The sequence below is a fragment of the Methanoculleus nereidis genome, assembly GCF_032944295.1.
Classification (GTDB): Archaea; Halobacteriota; Methanomicrobia; order Methanomicrobiales; family Methanoculleaceae; genus Methanoculleus; species Methanoculleus nereidis.
The window spans coordinates 120,966-143,077 of sequence record NZ_JABFFQ010000006.1 but is presented as its reverse complement, the minus strand read 5'-3'; the positions used below and the strand labels follow the sequence as shown (position 1 = coordinate 143,077).

General features: G+C 61.2%; 18 protein-coding genes. 12 read left to right on the top strand and 6 right to left on the bottom strand.

The features are described 5' to 3' along the window. Window positions 1-304: 304 nt before the first annotated feature. Complete coding sequence (locus HL657_RS09120) at window positions 305-1,564, top strand: glycosyltransferase (protein ID WP_317296508.1); 1,260 nt, start codon at window positions 305-307, stop codon at window positions 1,562-1,564. 578 nt (window positions 1,565-2,142) lie between these two features. Here HL657_RS09120 and HL657_RS09115 read toward each other — a convergent pair. Further along, on the bottom strand, window positions 2,143-3,741 hold the full coding sequence (locus tag HL657_RS09115; protein WP_317296507.1) for a DEAD/DEAH box helicase: 1,599 nt from the start codon (window positions 3,739-3,741) through the stop codon (window positions 2,143-2,145). Between the two features lie 102 nt (window positions 3,742-3,843). Between HL657_RS09115 and HL657_RS09110 the strand changes: the two genes are divergently transcribed. Next, entirely contained in the window at window positions 3,844-4,578 is a 735-nt protein-coding gene (locus HL657_RS09110; RefSeq protein WP_317296506.1) for a uracil-DNA glycosylase family protein, read from the top strand. Window positions 4,579-4,586: 8 nt separating this feature from the next. On the opposite strand, the gene HL657_RS09105 is transcribed toward HL657_RS09110, so the two are convergent. The 4 genes from HL657_RS09105 to HL657_RS09090 form a co-directional block, all read right to left on the bottom strand. Further along, complete coding sequence (locus tag HL657_RS09105; RefSeq protein WP_317296505.1) at window positions 4,587-5,267, bottom strand: Hsp20/alpha crystallin family protein; 681 nt, start codon at window positions 5,265-5,267, stop codon at window positions 4,587-4,589. A gap of 106 nt (window positions 5,268-5,373) precedes the next feature. Continuing rightward, window positions 5,374-5,928: a GNAT family N-acetyltransferase gene (locus HL657_RS09100; RefSeq protein ID WP_317296504.1), complete on the bottom strand. Its 555-nt coding sequence runs from the start codon at window positions 5,926-5,928 to the stop codon at window positions 5,374-5,376. A 41-nt stretch (window positions 5,929-5,969) separates the two neighbouring features. Then, window positions 5,970-6,362, bottom strand: a complete 393-nt coding sequence (locus HL657_RS09095) for a hypothetical protein (protein WP_317296503.1) — start codon at window positions 6,360-6,362, stop codon at window positions 5,970-5,972. A 145-nt stretch (window positions 6,363-6,507) separates the two neighbouring features. After that, window positions 6,508-7,266: a winged helix-turn-helix transcriptional regulator gene (locus tag HL657_RS09090; protein ID WP_317296502.1), complete on the bottom strand. Its 759-nt coding sequence runs from the start codon at window positions 7,264-7,266 to the stop codon at window positions 6,508-6,510. Between the two features lie 239 nt (window positions 7,267-7,505). Between HL657_RS09090 and HL657_RS09085 the strand changes: the two genes are divergently transcribed. From HL657_RS09085 to ilvB, 7 genes are all read left to right on the top strand, one after another. Then, the gene (locus HL657_RS09085; RefSeq protein WP_317296501.1) at window positions 7,506-8,231 is read left to right on the top strand and encodes a hypothetical protein; all 726 of its coding nucleotides are present in this window, start codon (window positions 7,506-7,508) and stop codon (window positions 8,229-8,231) included. A 126-nt stretch (window positions 8,232-8,357) separates the two neighbouring features. Next, window positions 8,358-9,983 carry a hypothetical protein gene (locus tag HL657_RS09080; RefSeq protein ID WP_317296500.1) on the top strand — a complete coding sequence of 542 codons (1,626 nt, stop codon included), beginning with the start codon at window positions 8,358-8,360 and terminating at the stop codon, window positions 9,981-9,983. Further along, window positions 9,980-10,522 (top strand): hypothetical protein, encoded by a 543-nt coding sequence (locus HL657_RS09075; RefSeq protein WP_317296499.1) that lies wholly within the window; start codon window positions 9,980-9,982, stop codon window positions 10,520-10,522. The genes HL657_RS09080 and HL657_RS09075 overlap by 4 nt, the downstream gene beginning before the upstream one ends. Then, window positions 10,519-11,610: an outer membrane lipoprotein-sorting protein gene (locus HL657_RS09070; RefSeq protein ID WP_317296498.1), complete on the top strand. Its 1,092-nt coding sequence runs from the start codon at window positions 10,519-10,521 to the stop codon at window positions 11,608-11,610. Before HL657_RS09075 ends, HL657_RS09070 begins: the two co-directional genes overlap by 4 nt. Window positions 11,611-11,847: 237 nt before the next feature. Then, entirely contained in the window at window positions 11,848-12,726 is an 879-nt protein-coding gene (locus HL657_RS09065) for a DUF3307 domain-containing protein (protein ID WP_317296497.1), read from the top strand. A gap of 178 nt (window positions 12,727-12,904) precedes the next feature. Next, window positions 12,905-13,588 carry a hypothetical protein gene (locus HL657_RS09060; RefSeq protein WP_317296496.1) on the top strand — a complete coding sequence of 228 codons (684 nt, stop codon included), beginning with the start codon at window positions 12,905-12,907 and terminating at the stop codon, window positions 13,586-13,588. Between the two features lie 431 nt (window positions 13,589-14,019). Next, on the top strand, window positions 14,020-15,681 hold the full coding sequence (gene ilvB, locus HL657_RS09055) for a biosynthetic-type acetolactate synthase large subunit (RefSeq protein WP_317296527.1): 1,662 nt from the start codon (window positions 14,020-14,022) through the stop codon (window positions 15,679-15,681). A gap of 174 nt (window positions 15,682-15,855) precedes the next feature. On the opposite strand, the gene HL657_RS09050 is transcribed toward ilvB, so the two are convergent. Continuing rightward, window positions 15,856-16,137: an SHOCT domain-containing protein gene (locus HL657_RS09050; protein ID WP_317296495.1), complete on the bottom strand. Its 282-nt coding sequence runs from the start codon at window positions 16,135-16,137 to the stop codon at window positions 15,856-15,858. Window positions 16,138-16,174: 37 nt separating this feature from the next. On the opposite strand from HL657_RS09050, the gene HL657_RS09045 reads away from it, so the two are divergent. The 3 genes from HL657_RS09045 to HL657_RS09035 all read left to right on the top strand — a co-directional run bounded on the left by HL657_RS09045 (window position 16,175) and on the right by HL657_RS09035 (window position 22,069). Further along, on the top strand, window positions 16,175-16,324 hold the full coding sequence (locus tag HL657_RS09045; RefSeq protein WP_317296494.1) for a hypothetical protein: 150 nt from the start codon (window positions 16,175-16,177) through the stop codon (window positions 16,322-16,324). A gap of 268 nt (window positions 16,325-16,592) precedes the next feature. Beyond that, window positions 16,593-17,495 carry an HdeD family acid-resistance protein gene (locus tag HL657_RS09040; protein WP_317296493.1) on the top strand — a complete coding sequence of 301 codons (903 nt, stop codon included), beginning with the start codon at window positions 16,593-16,595 and terminating at the stop codon, window positions 17,493-17,495. A 371-nt stretch (window positions 17,496-17,866) separates the two neighbouring features. Then, on the top strand, window positions 17,867-22,069 hold the full coding sequence (locus HL657_RS09035; RefSeq protein WP_317296492.1) for a PAS domain S-box protein: 4,203 nt from the start codon (window positions 17,867-17,869) through the stop codon (window positions 22,067-22,069). Window positions 22,070-22,112: the final 43 nt, after the last annotated feature.

The following is a 22,112-nucleotide window of genomic DNA, read 5'->3' as shown; positions in this document are numbered from 1 at the left end:
AGGATTCCGGTTTATATGGGCGTTTCTCCCCGGGCTTTAGATGGTCCGTCACGTGAACGGAGCCCCCGCGCTCCCCCTGGATGCGCCACCCAGAGAGGTCAGAATTCTGTCACTTTATTAACCTTTTTCGTCTTGCACTTCATGGTATTGCGATTCGCAAATCCTTATTTGATACATATAAATTGCCTGATAGGTAAAAATCTGGATTAGAAGAATTATTTTTACATGCATATATTTATTAATTCGTGGGTACAGATGCTCTGTGTAGTAAGTCGCTACAGTGTCTCTGAGGGGGAGATTTGCAATGGCCTACATGGATGGAATAACCTGCATCTGCGACAACGGCCGGACGCTTGAGGACCACCGGCCCATCGTCGGCGACGATGTTATCTCTGAGATCTACCGCAAGGCAGTGGGACTTCAGGGGAAGCGGGTCCTTCACGTGAACTCGACGTACCAGAGCGGCGGCGTAGCGGAGATGATCCTCTCGCTGGTTCCGCTTATGAATGATGTCGGAATCAGGACGCAGTGGAACATCTTGAACGGCGAGGGTGATTTCTTCGCCATCACCAAGAACTTCCACAACGCGCTCCAGGGGCAGACGATCGCGTTCTCTGACACGGAGAAAGGGCTCTACCTTAAGACTAACGAGTGCTTCTCCGGGCAGATGAGGATCGACCACGACCTGGTGGTCATCCACGACCCTCAGCCCCTGCCCCTGATCCGGTTCTACCAGAAGACCCAGCCCTGGGTCTGGCGGTGCCATGTCGACCTCTCGAACCCGAACACGGACCTCTGGGAGTTCCTCAAGGACTTCGTCCTGGATTACGACCGGATGGTCATCTCGCACGAGGAATACCGGCGCCGCGGGATGGAGATGGAGCAGTGGATCTGCCGGCCGGCGATCGATCCCCTGTCGGAGAAGAACCGCGACCTCACTGAAGCGGAGATTGCTGCCCTCCTCGAGAAGTACGGCGTCCCGATCGACAAGCCGCTGATCACCCAGATCTCGCGGTTCGACAAGTGGAAAGACCCTGAGGGCGTCGTCGACGTCTTTGCCCGGGTCCGCGAGCACGTCGACTGCAGGCTGATCCTGTGCGGAAGCATGGCTCCCGATGACCCCGAGGGCTGGGCCATCTACCGGCGGGTTGAGGAGAAGGCCAGGGAGTTCATCGAGGCCGGCGACGTCATCCTGATCACCGCCGAGGACCACCTGCTGGTCAACGCCCTGCAGCGGGTCTCGTGCGTCATCCTTCAGAAGTCGCTCCGTGAGGGATTCGGCCTGACCGTCACCGAAGGGCTCTGGAAGGGGCGCCCGGTCATTGCATCCCGCGTGGGGGGCATTCCCCTCCAGATCGAGGACGGCGAGACCGGTTTCCTCCTCGAACCGACCGACACCGACGGGTTCGCCTGGAGGATTCGGCAGGTTCTCGAGAACCCGGAACTCGGGGAGCGCCTCGGGCGGGCCGGCAAAGAGCACGTCCGAAAGCACTTCCTGATCACCCGCCTCCTCTCCGACTACCTGGATATGCTGAACACGGAACTCACCGTTCAGAATACCTGAATGGCAGAACGTGCACAAAAAAAGAAAATATCCTCAATAACGATCGGCAGTCTGTGTGGAATTCCGGCTTTTCTGGAGGGGGGACGCTTCGGGTCGGGTTGCCCCGTCGCGTCCCCTGATGCAGGGCAGATAGCAGAGGTGGCTGGTCAAACCCGGGCAGGGAGTTTTGCAGCGCACCTTCTCACGGATATACTATCGTCAATATGCGGGTTACAGGGCAGATACTTCTCAATATTTTCGATGGCGATGAGACTCCGGAAGATTCAGAGATTGCATCTATACTAATTGACGCGACCACCCCCCGACGGTGAAGAATATGCACCAAGGTATATAGTCGTTTCTCCCGGCGGAGACCCGGGCCGCTACCCCGGCGAATCCCGCCGCACTCCCGGGTTGCCGTATGGCATTCCCGCTGGTTCGCACCCGGGGAAACCCCGATTTCTGCAAAAGTATTTTGAATTGGTGACTGTTTTGTTCTGCGGTCTTCCCGGCGTGATTCGCGTCTCCGGGCACGTTGTACCTGACCCGTAAGAATGGATCTTGAGAGCCGGCTTCACTCAATGCCAGCCCGTATGCCCTTACCGGTCGCCCGGCGCTCCGACGATCTCGATCGGCCGGGTCAGCCTGACCCTGGCGATGGTCTTTCCTTTCATTCCCTCGATGACCTGTTCCGCTGCATCGATGGGCACGTCGACGGTGGAGTAGGTGTCATAGATGTTGATCGCGCCGATGGCGCTGCCGGGAATCCCTGTCTCGCCCGCGAGCGCTCCGACGATATCCTTCGGCCTAATCTGGTGCTCTTTCCCGACCGGGATCCGCAGAAGCGCCTGCCCCTGGGCCGGCCTGATGTCCTGCGGGAGACCCTGGCCCCTGTCGGCAGGCCCGGTTCCGCCGAGTTCCAGTTTCAGGAGGGCGGCGGCAACCTCAAGCGAGGTGTAATCCTCGGATATGATCCGCTCAATGAGATTCACGTAACGCTCGAGGCTGCCCTCATCTATGGTCTGCTGCACCCGGTCGATGAGCTTGCGTGTCCGGCTCTCCTCGACGTCTCCCTGTGTCGGGAGCGGGATCCGGGCGATCTTAATCTTGGTGTAGTTCTGGATCGTCCGGAGTTTGAAGTACTCCTTCGGCCCCACGAACGTGACAGCCCGCCCGGTGCGTCCGGCCCGTGCCGTGCGGCCGATGCGGTGGATGTAATAGTCGATATCCTGCGGGACATCGTAGTTGATGACCAGGTCGACGTCCTCGACGTCGATACCCCGTGCGGCGACGTCGGTCGCGACCAGGATGTCGATGCTCCCTGCACGGAACTTCGCCATCACCCGGTCCCGCAGGGTCTGCTTCATGTCCCCGTGGAGGCCTTCGGCAAAGTAGCCGCGGGCCTGGAGGTGGGTGGTCAGGTCGTCGACACCCCTTTTGGTGTTCGAGAAGATCAGGGTCAGTTCCGGGTCGTACATATCGAGCAGCCGGGTGAGAATCTCGAGCCTGTCCCTGCTCCGCACCTCGAGGTAGAGCTGCTCGATCTGCGGGACGGTCACTTCCTTGCGTGCGACCGATATGAACTCGGGGTTCTTCTGGAACTTCTTCGAGATCTCGAGGATGGGTTTTGGCAGGGTGGCCGAGAAGAGGACCGTCTGGCGGTCCCGCGGGGTCTCGTCGAGGATCTTCTCGATGTCTTCCCGAAAGCCCATATCCAGCATCTGGTCGGCCTCATCGAGAACGGCCAGTTTCACCCCGGCAAACGAGAGGGTCCCGCGGTCGAGGTGATCGAGCACCCTCCCCGGGGTCCCGACGACGATCTGGACACCGCGTTGCAGTGCCCGGAACTGCCGGTCTATCGGCTGGCCACCGTAGATTGGGAGGATGTTGATGCCCCGGTGGTGTTTTGCCAGGCGGGCGAACTCCTCGGCGGTCTGGATGGCGAGTTCCCGGGTGGGAGAGAGGACGAGAATCTGCGTCTCCCGGCTCTCGGGGTCGACACGCTCGATCGCCGGAACGCCGAACGCTGCCGTCTTCCCGGTCCCGGTCTGGGCCTGACCGGTCACGTCGCGTCCGTCGAGTATCGTCGGTATCGTGCTGACCTGGATGGGCGTGGGTTCTTCAAAGCCCATATCTTCTATTGCCTGGAGCGTCTTTGGTGAGATATTGAATTCCTGGAAGGTGATATTGTTCTCCATTCACCACTTCTTGGTGTTGCTACCTCTTTATATGTCGCATTCCCCGCCGGGATCGGTCCGGCGCCCGGTAACGATATCCATGTTGCAGGCGAAGATACAGCGATGGATCTTCGGCATTCCCTGCCGGTGAGCGCCGCGGCGATGCGTAAGGCCTACCTCCGCTACGCGCACGAACGCCCGGATCTGTGCGGCATCCTCCTGCCCTCCCTCCTGCCCCACGACGCCTGCGATGCCGCATCCCGGAGACCTGGCAGCGTGACGGTGCTTTTCGTCGCCGAGTCCCCGCCCTGGGCCGCCGGACGGCGCGAGGTCGCGGAACCGGCCGACTGCCGGAGCCCCGGCTACCCCTACTTCTGGAACGACCACTACGACGCACCGTGCCGTCCCGGCGCCTCGCCCCTCTCCCGCGGGCTTGCGGAGAACCTCTTTTCGCTGCTCGGGCTCGATGGGGAATCGCGCCGGGAGAACCTGGAACTCTTCACCGCGGGGGGTTTCTTCCTCGTCGATACGGTCCGGTGCGTCTTTCGGAAGAACCGCAAGCCGGCCATCCCGGCAGATCTCATCCGAATGAGCGCCCGCGAGACCCTCGCCCCGGAGATCGCCGGCCTTGCACCTGAATACGTCGTCGCCCTCGGGAATACGGCGCTTTTGGGCCTTCGCCATACCGAGCCCTACGCAAGTGCTCTTTCCGGTGCCGGGACGATCACCGGGCTATCCCGGGAGGCGATCTTCGAGGAGAGCCGGCTTCTCTGTCTGCCGTATCCGGGCGGGCGCAACCGGCGTTACCTGGATACGATCGAGTCGGGGTTCGAGATCCTCCGGGATCTCACGGGATGACGCGCTTTTTACCCCGCGAGTTTTCTCTTCCCCTCCTCGTACAGCTCTTCCTTCTGCCTGCGGAGCCTTGCGGCCGTCTCCTTCTCCTCAGGGGTTCCCCGCTCCTCGAGTTCGATCCCCTTTGCTCGTTCCATCACGTCCCGGGAACGCAGGTACCCGGACGGCTCCACCGTTTCCCGTGCCTCCCGGTACTCTTCCTCCACCTGCTCTCTGTGCTGCTCCGCGGCCTGCCTGGCCTCTGCGCCCACCGGGATCTCTTTACCGCGAGCCTCGGCGACCTTCTTCAGCCGCACCTCAAGGACGCCGTTCTTGAACGTGGCGGTCGCCCCCTCGTCCCTGACGTCGGTGGGGAGGGAGACCGTCCGGGAGACCGCGCCGATCCTCCGCTCCCGCATGTGATACCCCGCCTGTCTCTCCTCTTTCGCCTCCTCCCGCCGGGCGGTGATCCTGAGCGTCCTCGGGTCGAGAAGCCGGACGGATACACCCTCTCTCGCCACCCCCGGGAGGTCGGCAACGACCACGACATCTGTATCGTGTTCCAGGACATCGACAACCGCACCGGCTCCGCCGGGCACCTGCTGTGCGGCTCCCGAGACGCGCTCCATCACCTCGCCAAACTGTTTCTGCATACTCCCAAGCATCTCGTCGAATTCGCTCCAGAGATCGCGCGACGACCTTCTCCATGCCATGGTTACCACTTCCTGCCTCACTCTTCTGTCAGTATCGGCAGGCTCACAGGGTGCGAGCACTTCATATATGTTCCTGTGCGGGACGGTGGCTACGCTCTCTCTACCTTCAGAGAGATGCGCCGGGCTTTTCCAGCACGTAGGCGACGGTTCCTTCTTCGAACCCTGCGCCGGCGGGGCCCTCGCCGGCACAGGTAAACCCGTTCTTCTCCAGCACCCGGATGGACCCGACGAGGTCCGGGTAGGTCGTCGCCACGATTCGCCGGATGCCGGGGAGGGCGAAGGCTGCGGCGACGATATGCCGCACCGCCTCGGTCGCATACCCCCGGCGCTGGAACTCCTCGAGCACCGAGTAGCCGATGAGCACCGTGCCGGGAACAGGCGCCGAGGCGGTCCCCCCGCTGCCGACGAGGACCCGGCTGCCTTCGGCTGAATCGTCCCGCACCCAGTACCAGGTGATGAAGAATGGGTCGGCGTTCTCCGCTGTCATCCTGATGAACTCCCCGAGTGTCTCTTCGTCGAGCAGCGGCGGCGGCCATGATCCCGGGACGGCGGCGGAGAGGAGGCGGGCGAGTTTTTGATGATCGTCCCGGTCGGCCTCAAGGATCTCGAGCGTGGCAGGGATCAGGTCGAGGCGGTCGGTGCGGATGTGGAAGGGGTTCATTTAGTTCACCTGGATGATTGGCCGATAACTTTACTACCTCATCATCGAGGCGCTCTGAAGGGTAGCCGGTCACTTCCCCGCTGGACCGCCTCGACCTCAAACCGGTGTCCGCATTTCGGGCATACGGCTTTGACGCCTGCCGTGCTTTCCCCGTTGATCCTGCAGTAAAGTTCCTGCAGATACGCGAGATCGGGTGCAAACAGGTTCTCGATGACCCGGGCATTGACACTCTCGATCCTGCCGAGTTTTGTCACCACCCGCGAGAGCAGGATGACGGTCAGGTATGCCGGGTTTGCCTGTACCCTCGGGTCTTTCATCGGGAGGATCTCGTCGGCAGCCGTGGCGAGGCGCATGACTCCCTCCCGGTGGAGGTTCCCGTCGGGATCGAGATACCCCCGGGGCAGCGCGAAAGGAAATTCCGTCTGGAATGGCATAATGTACCTTACTTTACCTGGATCCTTGTGAATCCTTCGTGCACGATTTCCCGTTGCTCGATTGCCCTCTCGTTCCCCTTAACGCTGAAGTCCGATAGATGCTCCTTATCCGTTCTGGATCTCTAGAGGTATCCGGGGCCTGCACTCAGGATCCCTGTCGCGGCGATCCATGGAGCCTGCTGCCCACCCGCTCCCCGACAAACGCCATCAACTCGCTGGATAGAGAATATCTGACGTCTCCTCTCTCCCGGAACACGATCCCGTCGTTCTTCAGCCGTCGCAGGTGCCATGAGACCGACGAGGCGGTGATCCCGAGCCGTTCCGCAAGCTCCCGCCGTGATGCCCCGGGGCTCTCCAGCAGGATGGCGAGGATCTCCCGCGTGTTCGGGTTTCTAAGGTGGATGAGCACCTTCTCTTCGAGAAGGGAATACTTCTGCCGGTTCTCGAAGTATCCCGTCCGTCCTCCGACGGTGCCGGTGGCGATCATCCCGAACTCCTGCAGTCTCCCGAGGTGGTACCTTAAGGTCCCCCGGTTTATCCCGAGGTCCTGAGCGAGGGTGCCGAGGCGGATGCCCGGGTGGGCGCGAACGTGGTCGTATATCGCCGTCCGGGTCTCGTGTTCGAGTGCGGCGCGTTTTGCAATCCGGCGGTAGCCGAAGAAGAGCCAGACGTTTAAGAGAAGCAGGATGTTGACGACGACCAGGAGTTCCGGGGAGGTTCCGATGAGCATACCGGATATCAGAACCTGGGGTGGGACCTGCCACCACTCGATGGGCGTCAGATCCTGTGGCGGGCGGTCGGGTACGTAGTCGCCGGCCGGCATGACCGTGTACCCGGCGGCCGCGCAGGAGGGGAGGGCAGAGAGAAGAATGATCAGGAGTACAACAGCCGTCCGGCGTCGCATACTACAGCAATCGGAGTGCGGAACCTTGACCTTTGCGTTTTGTCGGCGGCCTTTCCTGCCCGGCTTCAGGGAAACCGGGGCTCGCGAGTAGACGGTCGGCACAGAAATCGTATATAATCTCGCGTCCCAGCTCCCACTATGGTAGAGGAGCAACCGTCTGTAACAGGACGGCGGCAAATCGTCGCTGTCTCTATCAGCACGGCGGACGGCGGCTACCTCATTGCCAGGAGCGTCGCCGCATGAGAGACCGGTGGCTCGCGCTCGGCATTGTTATCGTGGTGGTCTTCGTCCTCTGGCGAGCCTCCTATGTCCCGCCCGGCTACGAGACGATACACTACGAGACCGTCCCCGTCCTCCCGGTGGAACAATACAATCCCCCGTTCATCGAGATCTGGGAGGCGATGGAAGAGCAGATCCCGTTCGATAACCGGACGGCGAAGTCGTCGCTGCTTGTCATGGATTTCGATGCGAACGGCTCGTTCACCTATATCCAGTTCGGTTTTTTTGCCGATATGGAGGATGAACCCTGGGTCCACTCCGCCTTTGTCCTTCAGAACGGGAGCACCTACCTCTCGTCCCAGCGGCTCGATTACCGCCCTCCCCACGCCCACCCGCTGGGAAACCTCGCCGCTGCCGATGACGTCCCGTTCGACGAGATCTCCTACGGCAAAAAGGGAATGAGCCTGAAGGTCTTCTACCACGAGCAGAACCGGACCTATGACGACACCTACAAAAACATCTACGCCGTCGAGAACGGCACTCTCCGGCCGCTGAAGTTCATCTCCTTTGCCACCACGGAGGTCTGGAACACCATCGAGATCTACCCGAGGGACCCGCCGGACGGAAACCGGACGCCGACCACCATCGACGAAGACCCCCGGGCGCTGATCATCTTTGCCCCGCGGGAGATCGCCCTGGCGGAGAGGGTTGTGTACAAAACGACTGCCGTCCCGGCAGGAGTTTGAGCACCGAAGGTGTGAGATGCGACTGCCGTCCCGGCCAGAGCAGGAGCACCGAAGGTGCGACAGAGACGATCGGCACAGAAAAGATATAAATCCCCCTCCCCAATCGCTCATTTAAGGAGTCGAGCGATGAGACGAAACTTTTTGGTTATCCTTTGCATTCTCGCCCTGATCTCGGTTGCAGCCCCGGCGGCTGCCGAAACTCCCCGCCCGGCCGAAAGCCCGGTGGAGGCCCCCGTCGACCGGCTTGAGATCGATGACGCGGTAAAGCAGGCGTCGCCCCACTACGTCATGCTCGTCGGAACCGATGACGAGCGGGAGAACCTGCTCGGCTACATCGACCGCTCCCCCCGCTCCGCCGAAGAGAAGGAGGCGATGAAGGAGTCCCTCTGCGAGATCTGGGAAAAATACCCGGTGGTGCACGAGACCGGGGGTGCGGTGACCCGGATCGCGTTCGACCCGGCGGCGGGGGAGAACCCGGTCCTGACCGATGAGGAAAACGCCGTCCTCGCTGATATCTCCCGGGCCATGGCGGAGGCGTTTGCCACCACGCCCACGGGCGCGCAAGCCACCTGGTACGACCTCTCCATCTGGCTGGTCAAGACGGACGGGCAGGGGAACGAGGCCTGGAACCGGACCTACCCCGGCGGGGATAGTGCGGACGTCGCGTCGGTGCTCCAGATGGATGATGGGGGATACCTGATTGCGGCAAACACAGGGTTCCGGGACGCCCTGCTGCTCAGGACGGACGCCGACGGCAACGAGGTCTGGAGGAAGACCTACGGCGGGCCGGACTGGGATACCGCGCGTGCCGTGGTCGTGACCGGTGATGGAAACTACGTCGTCGCCGGGAGCACCGGCTGGACGCCGGAGAAGGATACGCGGAGCGCCTGGCTCTTCAAGGTCGCGCCGGACGGCCGGGAGGTCTGGAGCCGGACATTTCCGGGGGACGGACTCTTCACGACGGTCGATCTGACCGGCGACGGCGGGTTCATCCTCGGCGGGAATACCGGGACCGATGATGCATGGCTGGTCAGGGTCGACCGGGAGGGATTCGAGAAGTGGAACCGGTTCATCGGCGGTAACGGTTCCGGGATCGTGGACAGCGTCATATCGACCCCGATCGACGGGGGCTACCTCGCCGCGGTGAGGAACCCCTGGGAAGCGGCACGTTCCGGGACCGCCGCGCCGGTTCGGGTGTTCAAGACCGATTCGACGGGGGAGGTTCTCTGGACGAAGACGCTTGATGAGATGGACGGCGGCACCGGCGCGGTTCTTCTCGAAGTGCCCGGCGGAGGTGCCGTCGGTTACCTCGTCGCCGGCGGGGCGTTCCGCCCTGAGAACGACCTCCCCGGCCCCTGCCTCATCAAGGTCGGCGGAGCCGGGAATGTCGCCTGGATCGTGACGCCGGAGATTCCCGGCGGCGCCCTGCTGGTCACGTCGGCGGTTGCACCGTCGCCGGGGCAGTATGCCTTCACCGGCACGGTCTACGCCGGCGGGCCGCACGACGGGTGGCTGGTGCTCCTGGACCATACGGGGAACGTTACCTCTTCGCATTCGTTCGGCGGCGATGCGACCGACGGTATCTCGGCCCTTGCTGCGACGGCCGACGGCGGCTATATCCTTGCCGGCACCACCCGGTCGTTCGGGGAGAACGGGTGGGCGGCGCCCGCCCGCGCCCCGGGATTCGGGGCTTTCGCGGCGACGGCCGCCTGCGGTATCGCGCTCCTGCGCCGTGGGGTGAGGCGGGGATGAAGACCGGCCCGCTCATCGCCGCGAGCGCGGTCTTCTTCTTCCTCTGGGGAGTCATGCCGGTGACGCTCGCATCCCATGGCTCCATCGGTACCGGGAGTGTGATCATCCTGCTCTCGCTCGTCTCGCTCGCCGGGTCGGTTCAGTTCCTGCGGGCGATGCGGCACGAGTCGCCCCGGTGGTTCTGGGGCATCCCGTTTGCGGCCGTCTGCACCGCTCTTGCGCTCTGGACGGGAATCACCCGGTGGGTCGTAACGGTTCCCGATATCGCGAACCATGTATTCCTATTCCTGCTTCCTCCGGCGGCAGCATTGTTCTTCTACTCTTTCCCGGATGACTGCCGGAACGGGGTGCGGATGCCGATCGCTATCTCCGCCCTTGTCAGCGTCCTGTCCCTCATCCTGGCCGCTAACGCGTTCTGCACCCTTGTTCCTGGGACACCTGTGCCGGGTTTCGTGGCGGTTGCCGCGGTCTTGTATACTCTCCTCCTCATGCCGCTCATCGGGCTGCTCCTTATCGTGACGGGGGTGGCCTGCCGATGAAGTATGTAGCAATCGGGATCCTCCTCGTCATCGCCTGCACCGCCGGGTGCCTCGGCACCGCCGCGGACCCGCCGTCGGCGGACGAGATCGCCGCCCGGTTCATCTCGGCGGAGGAGCAGGCGACGGACTTCTCCGCCACCGTAGCGATAACGGCCGGCTCCGAGAACGTCACCGTCAGGCTGTTCCAGAAAGACTCCGAGAACTACCGGCTGGAGTTCCTGAAACCCGCGGACCTCGCGGGGACGGTCGTCGTCTCGAACGGCACCCGGAAGTGGCGCTACGACCCGGCGACGCAGACGGCGCTGACGGTCGCGGGGCCGTATATTATGGCCGCCTTCTCCGGGCCGCCCTACCCCGGCTGGGCGGAGGAAGTCCGGGGATATGCCGAAATGGTCGTGGAGTCGCTTGCTGAGCAGAACGCTTCGTACCGGGGCAGCGAGACCATAGGCGGCCGGACCGCCTATATCCTTGAGGTCACGGATGACGCGAAACTCTTTGAGGCGCCCACCCGCTACCGGGAGGCGGTGTACCGCTACAGGGCATGGATCGACGGCGAAACCTGGCTCTTCCTCGGCCTGGAGATGTACGGCAAAGACGGGAACCTGATCCTCTCTGCCGAATACACCGATCCCTCGGCGAACACCGCGCTCCCGGATAACCTCTTCGCCTTCGACCCGCCGGCAGGCGTCGAGGTCCGGCCGATGCCGACGGCTGCGATCACGCCGCTCTTCTTATCGAGCATCGACGGCGCCCGGCGCTGTGGTGCGGAGATGCCGTCTTATCTCCCGGAGGGGTACGCCTTCGCTGACGGGGTACATCTCCCCGGCGGCTATACGGTGCTCCGGTTCACTGATGGCAGCAATGACCTGGAGGTAGATGAACGGCTGCACGACCCCTACCGGGAGGAAGCGGTGCTCGCCGGCACGCCCGAGCCGGTTCTCCTCGCCGACGGCCGGGAGGCCGAATACGTCTCCGCCGACGGGAAGGACCAGCTCCGCTGGCTTGACGCTGGATACTCGTACCGGATCACGGGCGGCATGCTCGGCAAAGATGAACTCGTACGGGTGGCGGAATCGGTGGGGGTATAGCGGTTCGGGGGACCCCGTGGAAATACTGGTGGTCTGCGGCACTCCCCGGGAATGACGAGCCCTTTCCGGCACTCACTTCCCGGCGCGTTCCTCATCATGAGCAACCGTCCCCTGGATTTCGGATGAATGGGTTTCCCGGGAGATTCAATAGTAATAACTTCTTAAATAAGTTCGTCTCCCTCCAGAACGAATGAAAGAAGTAGTGTAGGAGTTTAGAAGAATAATTACCCGACTCCAATGGAAATCTCCTACGGCATCGAACTGTTCCTGCGTCTATTTCTCGCATACCTGGTGGTGGAGTTTGTTCTGCGGCCCGCATCTCCGGCAAAGGATTGGTCCGGGAACGGCTGGCGTTCCGGGCGTCTGGCGTACCATGCTTTCACGGCCGGATTGCTGACGTTTCTCCTTGCCGGCCTCTGGAGCATCATAGTCGTCCTGAGATATCCGTCGTCTCTTCCGGGGCTTCTTCCCGGGTTCCAGGACGTCTTCCTGTACGCTTTTGTCCTTGTTGCGGCCGCGCACCTCGTCATCGACGGCGTGTTGCCCGGCCTGGTGACGGGCCTGCGAGAGAGGGCGAACCGTGGGGGAGATCCTGAAAAAGAATCCTTCCGGATGTTTTTTATTAATTTCGCGGCCCACACGGCGATCCTGTTCATCGTCCTGTTGCTGCTCTCGCTGGAAACCCCGGTCCCCTGCCCGTTCGGCAATCCTGTTGAGATGATCAGGATCTGGGTCGTCGTTATCGCATTCCTTCTGGTCCTCCGGCCCGGTGGGATGCTGGTCGGCAGCGTCATCCGGTCCTGGCGAAAGGATATGGATTCTTCGGAAGAGGACGGATTGGATCACGCCGGCCGTTTGATTGGATATGTCGAGCGGGTCCTGATCGTGACGTTCATCCTGGTGAACGAGTACACGGCGATCGGATTCCTCATAGCAGCAAAGGGGCTTTTCCGGATCAACGACACGAAGAGGTCGGAGTACATCATCGTGGGAACAATGATGAGCTTCGCGGTTGCGGTCCTTATCGGAGCGGCTGCCGGTTACCTGGTATGCCAGGGCGGGATTGAGCAGTTTATTCAGTATCTGTCGGAGTTCCTTCAACCATCCAGGATGTGAATTGTCCGGTCCAACCCTGGTCGTGGGGTCGCCGGGCGCGGATGCCTGTGCGCCATTATATGAGTAAATGCCCTCATGTTCATGAATTATAGGTATAATTGCTCATTTATTTTGAATATGAGGAAATATATTCATATAAGATCGCCGACAACGTTGAAGGAAAGACGGCGATGGCGCCATGACAAAGAGAAACGTTTACGCAGTCCTCACGGGGGATCTGGTCCGCTCCCGCGACATCAAAGATGCATACGGTGACGTGTGCATACGCCGCCTGAAGGATACGCTGGCAGAGATCGGGAAGGATTACACGGCGCCGTTCTCGATATTCCGCGGGGACAGTTTTCAGGGTGTCTCTTCAAACCCGGAGGAGGCGCTCGAGGATGCGGTCCTCCTGCGCCTCAAGCTCATCGCCGGGTTCAATCGCGACAACAGCGCTCTCCGGCTGGACGCACGGATTGCAGTCGGGATTGGAACCATCCGCTACCTGCCGGCTGACGGTTCGGCCGGCGAAGGGGATGGCGAGGCATTCCGGCTCTCCGGCCTCGAGCTGGATGCTATGAAGAAAGCCGGGCGCGGTATCATCGTAACAACCCCCTGGGAGGACCTCAACACGGCGCTGTCGATCTTCTGTGACGTCCTGGATAGGATGATCGACGGCTATACGAAGAGGCAGACCGAAGCCGTGATGCTGACGCTCGAGGGGCTCACACAGACGGAGATCGGGGACCGGATCGGCACCAGCCAGTCTGCGGTATCCTATCGCCTCAAGGGGACGGGTTACGATGTCATTTTGAAGATCATCGCATGGTATCGGTTGCAGGTCCGGGAACGGATCGAACACGCAAATGAGGCATACACCTGATTTGAGGTGCTACAGCCTGCAACTCTGGGCATGGGAGGTGCGATCGGAGCCTGGCTATTCAGCGGGACAGCGTGCCGGGGTGCCGGGGATTGCCTCCTTCCTCGCACCGGGCGGCATACGGCCGCAGGTACCGGCCGGCTCTCAATGTCAGAACCCTGACGGCATTTCAGCGCCTGCGGCCCCGCTCCAGATTCATTTATATCCCTGGAAAAACATACAGTCCGGTGTGGTGGACAACCATGACGGATCGTTTTGTACAGCCGCTGTATTACAGCGGAATGGATTTGTGAACAGTCTGACTCTGTTCCTGTGAAGTGTTCTAACGACAATTTCGCGGCTCTCTACACATTCCTGTCTTTTGGCTACGGACGTCTCCGGAGCGGTCTCGCCGGCTCGCCAGGACCCGGCATCATCTCCCGGGTGATCACATGCTGAAGACCGGTGCAGGCATCCTGCTTGACGGCCTCGGCGAGCAGGGGGTGACAACCATCTTTGGCTATCCCGGCGCCGCGGTCCTCCCCATCTACGACGAACTTGACGGTCCGGGAATCCGGCACGAACAGGCGGCGGCGCACGCGGCCGACGGCTACGCCCGTGCGAGCGGGAAGACCGGGGTCTGCCTCGCGACGTCCGGTCCGGGGGCCTGCAACCTCGTCACGGGCATCGCGACCGCGTACATGGACTCGGTGCCCATGGTTGCGCTGACCGGTCAGGTTCCGACGACGTCGCTCGGCAACGACGCCTTCCAGGAGGCGGACATCACCGGGATCACGGCTCCCGTCACCAGGCAGAACTACCTCGTCAAACGGACGGAGGACCTCGCCGGGATCGTTCGCGAAGCATTCTCCATCAGCCGGACGGGGAGGTGCGGGCCGGTCCTCGTCGACCTGCCGCGGGACGTTCTCGAAACCCGGATAGAGCATGACGGCCGGCACCCGGAACCGGCCGTACGAAAGGGTTGCCGCCCGATCCTCCGCGGACACCGGCGCCAGATCGAGAAAGCCGTCGCGGCACTGAGGGCGGCCGAACGGCTGGTCATCTACGCAGGCGGCGGGGTCGTGGCCTCGGAGGCCGCCGCGGAGGCCGTCGCGCTCGCGGAGACCCTGCTGATCCCGGTCACGACGACCCTGATGAGGCTCGGTCTCATCCCCGGCGACCACCCGCTCAACCTCGGTATACCCGGGATGCACGGGACCCGGTGCGCAAATACCGCGCTCACCGAGTGCGACCTCCTCTTCGCGGTCGGCGTGCGGTTCGATGACCGGGTGACGGGCCGGATCGAGACCTTCGCACCCGGTGCCGCCGTCGTGCATCTCGACATCGATCCGGCCGAGATCGGGAAGAACAAGCCGGTCGATATCCCCATCGTCGGCGACGCGAAGGCCGTGCTGGCGGAGATGCTCGGACTTCTGCAGAAGGGGAGGGAACGCGACGCCTGGCTTTCGAGGATCACGCGGGTGAAGGCGGGGCATCCCCTCCGCTGCCCGGAGGACAGCGGCCTCCGCCCGCAACGGATCGTCAGGGACCTCTGCTCGCTCCTGGACGGCGCCGGCATCATCGCAAGCGAGGTCGGCCAGAACCAGATGTGGACGGCGCAGCACTACTGTTTCCGGCGGCCCCGGTCGTGGATATCGTCGGGCGGGCTCGGGACGATGGGCTACGGCCTTCCGGCGGCGATGGGGGCGCACTTCGCCCGCCCGGACGAGCCGGTCTGTCTCGTCGCGGGGGACGGCAGTCTCCAGATGAACATCCAGGAACTCGGGACGATCGCCCAGTACGCCATCCCTATAAAGATCCTGGTCCTGAACAACCGGTACCTCGGGATGGTGCGCCAGTGGCAGGAGCTCTTCTACGACCGCCGGTATGCCTTCACCGACCTGCCTCCCATGGATTTCGTCGGGATTGCCCGGGCCTACGGCATCGAGGCCGAGACGGTCGAGGCCGGCGAGGATGTGAGGGGCGCGCTCTCGAACGCACTCGAGCACTCCGGCCCCTATCTCGTCGATTTCAGGATCGAGCGGGAGGAGAACGTCTTTCCCATGGTTCCCCCGGGGGCAGCGATCGACGCGATGATCGATCCTGGTGCGGGGTGAGGCCATCGCTCTTTTTTTCAGCGGCGGGTCCTGATGTGCCCATAGTCCTGCCGGAGTCACCGTGCAGACACTACGGTCCTGCAATTGCGGCGTGGCCTGAATTCTGCCGATAGACGGCTCCTTGCGTTGCGCCGGCCGGTTCGGGAGCCTCAAAGATGGTGGAGTCCGGCGTTCCTACCGGGCAAGGATCTTCTGCTTCTCCTGCTGGAACTCCTCCTCCGTCAGGCCCCCCATCTGCTTCAACTCCGCGAGTTCCCTGAGCTGGGCCATCTTCTCCTCCCGGGTTATGCCTGGCAGGGCCGGTGCGGGGGGTGCTGCCTGCTGCCCCTGCGCCACCTTCTTCATCTCTCTCTCCTGCATCTTCTTATCGACAGCGCGGGTAGTCACGGTGGCTGTTCCCGCGACCACCGCGGTACGGGCCACGGTGCCGATAAGGCCGGGTCTTCCGCCTCTCATGGTGCTACCTCCAGTGCTTCCTGCTCTTCGGGCCTCCATGCCAGCGCGGCATCCACCAACTCTTTCGGGATGGGTTCTCAGTATCGTCTTCGGGTTCCCCCTCCTCGCCCCCCCGCTGATGATCGTGACAACCTTCGCAGTCGTAGGAGGTATCGCGGCGATCATCCCGGCATTCCGGCTACGGTGACGGTAAGGGGCGATTGTCCGGGACCTCGTCTATTATCCCTATGTTCATCTGTGAACAGCAGGAGCGCTGCAGGGCAAGCGCTTCCACGAAAATGCGCTAAATTCATACCCGCCAGACGCGTTATTATTCATATCCATCTCCGATCGGGTTCTCCCGGCGGCAGATGCAGGAATTCGTTATAAATTGCCTGGCTGCCAATCCTGCACGGAGACAACCTGAGCCGTGTCGGAGAATTCTGAGGATGAAACAATCGTGAGGAGGAGAATAGTTGAGCACACTTGAGTCGTATCTCGATGCGCTGCACCAGGGGGTCTTTCAGGTCGTCGTCCCGAAGGCCCTGGTAACCGAGCCGCTCGAGCCGGACTGGAAACGCTCGCCCATCAACGTGCCGAGCGCTGGCACCATCGCGAGTTACCGGCGGGGACAGTACCATGCTCACGAGACGGTATCTGAGTACTGTGTCCACATGGACCGGTACGATCCCGAGAAGAACCCTCTCATGCACCTGATCGACGATGCCTCCCTGGTGCTCATGATCCACGAGACGATGGAGACCATCCTCGTAACGGCGAAAGATGCAACCCGGAAAGACCCTCTGCAGCGCCTTCTCGATCAGCATACGAGCTGGAGGCTCCGGATGGGTTTTGGAGCGGTCCTGTGGGCGATAGCCACGATCCTTCTCTTTCTGGCGATCTCTGATGTTACGCCCTTTTTCACCGTAATCCTGCCCTCCCTTGTTCTTTTTCTTGGCCTCCTCACGATTGTCAGGGGCATCCGGCAGAGGAAGAGGCAGGAGCATGCGAACAAGGACATAATCCGGGGAAGCCTCGTGGCAGGTGCAGGGATCGCTCTGTTTGTCTTCTGGAAGCTGTACCTCGTCCTCATCCTGCTGGTTCTCGTGATCTGGTTCTTTTCCAGCGCCGTTGTCACGCTGCTCCGGGCGTTTCGGGAGCGAGGGAATTTGCCGAACGGCTTCTGGTATACTTCCGGGCTGGGCGTAAGTTCGCTGGTTCTCGGGGTTCTCGCCGTTACCCTGCCAGAGGGGCTGGTCGATCTCCTCGTCTTCCTGCTCGCCGGGATCGTGTTCACGGCAGGTGCGTTTCTGGTTCTGGATGCGTATGGATTGAGGAATGCCGCCCGTCTGATGGAAGAGGGCGGCTTTGGCTCGTGACCCTCTCCTCCGGCAGGCGAGTCCCGGGGTGCTCCGCCGGAGTCCCGGTAAGGAGTGGCGGCATGTACATTCATACCTCCCTATGGTCGGGGATGCCGGAACAAGAACAGTTCTCTGCGGTTCGAATAGATCCACTTCAGTACCGGAGCGGAAGCCGCTCTCGATCGTCCTTCAGGCACAGCGCTCAAAATTCCATGAAATTTTGTCTGATACTCTAAATAAACTCGTGTAACTGTAATGAAATTATTATATAAGTGAATGCAGAAATACCTGCATTCGGCTTCTGGGCGGAATGCGGGGACTGGTACCGGGAGTTCTCCTGGTATATGCCATCCCGCGGGTCGACCAGAGGGTTGAGGGGAGAAACATTCTTGATATCGGTTCTGTACGTTGATGACGAGCCCGGTCTCCTTGAGCTGGCCCGCCTCTTTCTGGAAAGGGCAGGAGGATTCCAGATCGCAACCTCGACATCGGCACAGGATGCGCTGGCCAGCCCTGCAATCCGGTCGTATGATGCTATCATCTCTGACTATCAGATGCCGGGCATGGACGGGATCGCGTTTTTAAAGGTCGTCAGGGAGCAGTTCGGCGATCTCCCCTTTATCCTGTTCACCGGCAAAGGGCGCGAGGAGGTCGTGATCGAGGCCATCAACAACGGTGCTGACTTCTACGTGCAGAAAGGCGGGGACCCGAAGGCCCAGTTCGCCGAGCTCGCGCACAAGGTCCGGCAGGCGGTGAGGAGGAAGCGGGCGGAGATAACCCTCGCGGAGCAGGAACAGCGCTACTATGATCTCCAGAACGCGAGTGACCTGATTATGAGTGTGGCTCCCGACGGGCATTTTCTGTTTGTCAACAAAAAATGGCTGGACACGCTCGGGTACCAAAAGGACGACCTCGATAATCTCAGGATATTTGATATCATCCATGACGAGAGCCTGGAGCGCTTTAAGGAATACGTTTCCCGCGCACTCTCCGGTGAAAACGCAGGTATCATAGACGTGGTGTTCCGGACCCGTGGCGGGAGCAAGGTGTATGCCGAAGGCCTTGCCACAGGCAATACCTTGAACGGGAAACCGCAGTATATCCGTGCGATCTTCAAGGACATCACCGAACGCAAAGAACTGGAAGCGGCACTCGCTGAGAGCCACGATTTCCTCCAGCGGATTTATGCCTCTGCCCAGGGAGGGATCGTCATCATCGATGCTGAAACGCACGAGATCATCGATCTCAACCCCGCTGCAGCGAGGATGATAGGGGCTCCCGGAGAGCAGATCGCAGGCAAAATCTGCCACCAGTATATCTGCACGGCAGAATCGGGCAGGTGTCCGATAACGGATCTGCACCAGAATGTTGACAATGCCGAACACATGCTGCTGACCGCGGACGGAAGAATGGTCGATATCATTAAGCACGTCGTCCCGTTCAACTTCCACGGAAGGGAGTGCCTGCTGGAGACCTTTATCGACAACACAGAGCGGAAGAAGGCAGCGGACGAACTGCACGCGGCCTACGCGAAGGTCACTGCTGCCGAAGAAGAACTCCGCGAGAATTACGACCTCCTCTGCCGGCAGGAGCAGGCGTTGCGCGAGAGTACCGAGACGCTCCGGGCGGTCGTGGAGCAGTCAAACGAGGGTATCGTCATCACCGATCCGGCCGGAAAGATCCTGTATGCCAATCGCAGGGCGGCCGATATCGTTGAGAGCGCAACCGACCTGGATGCGGCAGGCGGGAGCAACGTGCTGGATTTTGTTGCACCTGACTTGCGGGAGCGTGCGATCGGCCTGTTCAGGGGGGATGTCCAGGAGTATGACCGGCGTCCGGCTGATTGCAGGATTGTCACCGCGGAAAATCGAGAGAAGTGGCTTGAGTGCGCCAGGAGGAGGATCTCGTTCAAAGGTTCGCCGGCCATGCTCATTTCGTTTCGGGACGTCACCGAACGCAGGCAGGCGGAGAAGAGGCTGCGTGACTCGGAGTATAAGTTTGCCACGCTTTTCAAGAGTAATCCGGTCCCGCTGACGCTGACGTCGGCAGCCGACGGTATATTTATCGATGTCAACGATGCATTTCTCCATAACTCCGGGTATACCCGGGCGGAAGTGATCGGAAAAACAGTAAAGGAACTGGGGCTATTTGCTGGTGGTGACGATCTCTCCCGGTTTGTCTCGACGCTCCAGGAGAAGCATTCCGTGCAGGGCATGGAACTGCAGTGCCGCAGCAAGGCCGGAGAGATCCGGACCTGCCGGTTCTCTTCGAGCACCATTCTGATCGACGACAGGCCGCACATCCTTTCGACGATCGAAGATATAACGGAACACAAACGAGCACAAGAGGCGATACGGGAGACTGGAGAGCGCTACCGCCTGATCCTGGAGAATGCAAGCGATGGCATACTGGTCAACGAACTCACGCCGCGGGGTCCGGGAAAGTTCATCGATGCCAATGAATCGGCCTGCCGGATCCTTGGCATGATCCGTGAGGAACTGCAGGGCGTAAGCCTCATCGATCTCGATACCCCGGAAATGCAAAAACGAGCCCCTGAACTTATTCAGAAACTCCTGCAAACCAAACGCGTAGTTTTCCAGACCGGTTACGTGGCAAAAGACAACCGTGAAAAGATCCTTGATGTGACTACCAGTCTCTTCGACCTCAACGGGCAGCCGACCATGCTGACGGTCGTCCGTGACGTCACTGAGATCAAGGCTGCGGAGTCGGCGCTGAACGCCCTCGTCGCCGGCATGGTGGGAGCGACCGGCAGGGAATCCCTGGATCGAATAACGGAGAGTATCAATACCTGGCTTGGGGCCGACTGCGTCATGATCGGTGAGATCACGCCGGACCATGAACGCGTCCGGGTGCTCTCCATGCTCCTCGACGGGGAGAAGATCCCGGAATACTCCTATCCTCTGAAAGGGACGCCCTGCGAAGATGCCGCCAAAAATGGGTTCTGTAACCATCCTGATAGTGCAGCCTGGCTCTTTCCGGAAAGCCCGGACCTTTGTGTCTCCGACATCCGCGGGTATGCCGGAACCGTGCTCCACAATCCGGAAGGGCAGGCCGTAGGGTTCCTTTGCATATTCAGCCGGACCCCGCTCGACCTGCCGCCTTCCGCCCGGGAGATCATCGATATCATCGCCGCCAAAGCGGCCGCCGAGATCGGGCGGCTGCATGCCCTTAGTGCCCTGTCGGAGAGCGAGGAGAAGTATCGGAACCTCGTCGAGAACAGCATCGATGCGGTCCTCTTTGCGGCCCCCGACGGAACGATCTTCTCTGCCAACCCCGAGGCCTGCCGGATCTTCGGGATGACCGAGGAGGAACTGCTCGGTGCGGGATGGGACGGTATCGTTGACTACACGGATCCGCGTCTTGCACCCGCCCTCGAGGAGCGGGCCCGCACCGGGCGGTTCAAAGGAGAACTCAGGTTCCGGCGGCGAGACGGGACTACCTTCCCCGCAGAGATATCGTCTGCGCTCTTTGCGGACAGAAACGGGTGCATCCGGGTGACGACGATCATCCGGGACGTCACCGAACGGGTGGCGGCCGCGGAGGCGTTGCGGCAGAGTGAGGAGCTGCTCGCGCTGGTTATGGACGGCGTCCCGACCCTCCTCTCATACCTGGACACGGAGTTGCGGTTTGTCTATATTAATAAAGCGCATGCGGTATGGTACGGGCGCACGAAAGACGAACTGATCGGGCGGAGTATCCGGGATCTGTTGCCGAAGGATGTGTTCCGGCGGGCTGCCTCAAAGTACGAGGCCGTTTTAGAGGGACAGGAGGTCGCCTTCGAGAGTCTCAACCGGGACCTTGACGGCCGGGAACATATCTTTGCGGTACACCTGGTTCCGCACATCCAGGACGGGAAGGTCATCGGCATCTTCTCGGCACTGCACGACATCACCCGGCGCAAGCGTGCGGAGGAGGCCCTCAAGCAGGCGAACAAGAAACTCAACCTCCTCTCGGGCATCACGCGGCATGACATCAACAACCAGCTCCAGATACTGGAGGGGTATCTCGAATTATTGCGCGAGAGAAACTCCGATCCCGTAAGTGACGACTACCTGTCCCGTATTTCTATAGCAAGCAGCCGGATCTCGTCGATGATCCAGTTCATGAAGGAGTACGAGGAGATCGGGGTGGGTCTTCCTGTCTGGCAGGGTATCCGGTCCCTCGTGGATGATGCGGGCCGGAGCGCCAGCCTCAGCCGGATCACCCTGGAGAACGCTATCCCTGCTGACCTGGAGGTCTTTGCCGATCCGCTCATCAGCAAGGTGTTCTTCAACCTGATTGACAACGCCCTGCGTTACGGGGGGAAGGCCACACGGGTCCGGTTCATGTCTGAGGTTCGAGATGGTAGTTGTATCATTGTCTGCGAGGATGATGGCGACGGTGTTCCGGTGAACGAGAAGGAGAAGATCTTCGCCCGGGGGGTCGGGAAGAACACGGGGTTCGGACTGTCTCTATCGCGTGAGATCCTTGACATCACCGGGATCGCGATCCGGGAGACCGGCGAGGCGGGCAGGGGTGCACGGTTCGAGATCGTAATACCGAAGGGGCAGTTCCGTGTCGATCCGGCATAGAAACTGCAGATAGGGAGCCGGCCTGGGGTCGTCGGCTTCTCTG

Bases quoted from the DNA above. Each gene is read 5' to 3' on its own strand.
- HL657_RS09120 (WP_317296508.1), top strand. From the start codon at position 305: ATGGCCTACATGGATGGAATAACCTGCATCTGCGACAACGGCCGGACG.
- HL657_RS09115 (WP_317296507.1), bottom strand. From the start codon at position 3,741: ATGGAGAACAATATCACCTTCCAGGAATTCAATATCTCACCAAAGACG.
- HL657_RS09110 (WP_317296506.1), top strand. From the start codon at position 3,844: ATGGATCTTCGGCATTCCCTGCCGGTGAGCGCCGCGGCGATGCGTAAG.
- HL657_RS09105 (WP_317296505.1), bottom strand. From the start codon at position 5,267: ATGGCATGGAGAAGGTCGTCGCGCGATCTCTGGAGCGAATTCGACGAG.
- HL657_RS09100 (WP_317296504.1), bottom strand. From the start codon at position 5,928: ATGAACCCCTTCCACATCCGCACCGACCGCCTCGACCTGATCCCTGCC.
- HL657_RS09095 (WP_317296503.1), bottom strand. From the start codon at position 6,362: ATGCCATTCCAGACGGAATTTCCTTTCGCGCTGCCCCGGGGGTATCTC.
- HL657_RS09090 (WP_317296502.1), bottom strand. From the start codon at position 7,266: ATGCGACGCCGGACGGCTGTTGTACTCCTGATCATTCTTCTCTCTGCC.
- HL657_RS09085 (WP_317296501.1), top strand. From the start codon at position 7,506: ATGAGAGACCGGTGGCTCGCGCTCGGCATTGTTATCGTGGTGGTCTTC.
- HL657_RS09080 (WP_317296500.1), top strand. From the start codon at position 8,358: ATGAGACGAAACTTTTTGGTTATCCTTTGCATTCTCGCCCTGATCTCG.
- HL657_RS09075 (WP_317296499.1), top strand. From the start codon at position 9,980: ATGAAGACCGGCCCGCTCATCGCCGCGAGCGCGGTCTTCTTCTTCCTC.
- HL657_RS09070 (WP_317296498.1), top strand. From the start codon at position 10,519: ATGAAGTATGTAGCAATCGGGATCCTCCTCGTCATCGCCTGCACCGCC.
- HL657_RS09065 (WP_317296497.1), top strand. From the start codon at position 11,848: ATGGAAATCTCCTACGGCATCGAACTGTTCCTGCGTCTATTTCTCGCA.
- HL657_RS09060 (WP_317296496.1), top strand. From the start codon at position 12,905: ATGACAAAGAGAAACGTTTACGCAGTCCTCACGGGGGATCTGGTCCGC.
- HL657_RS09050 (WP_317296495.1), bottom strand. From the start codon at position 16,137: ATGAGAGGCGGAAGACCCGGCCTTATCGGCACCGTGGCCCGTACCGCG.
- HL657_RS09045 (WP_317296494.1), top strand. From the start codon at position 16,175: ATGCCAGCGCGGCATCCACCAACTCTTTCGGGATGGGTTCTCAGTATC.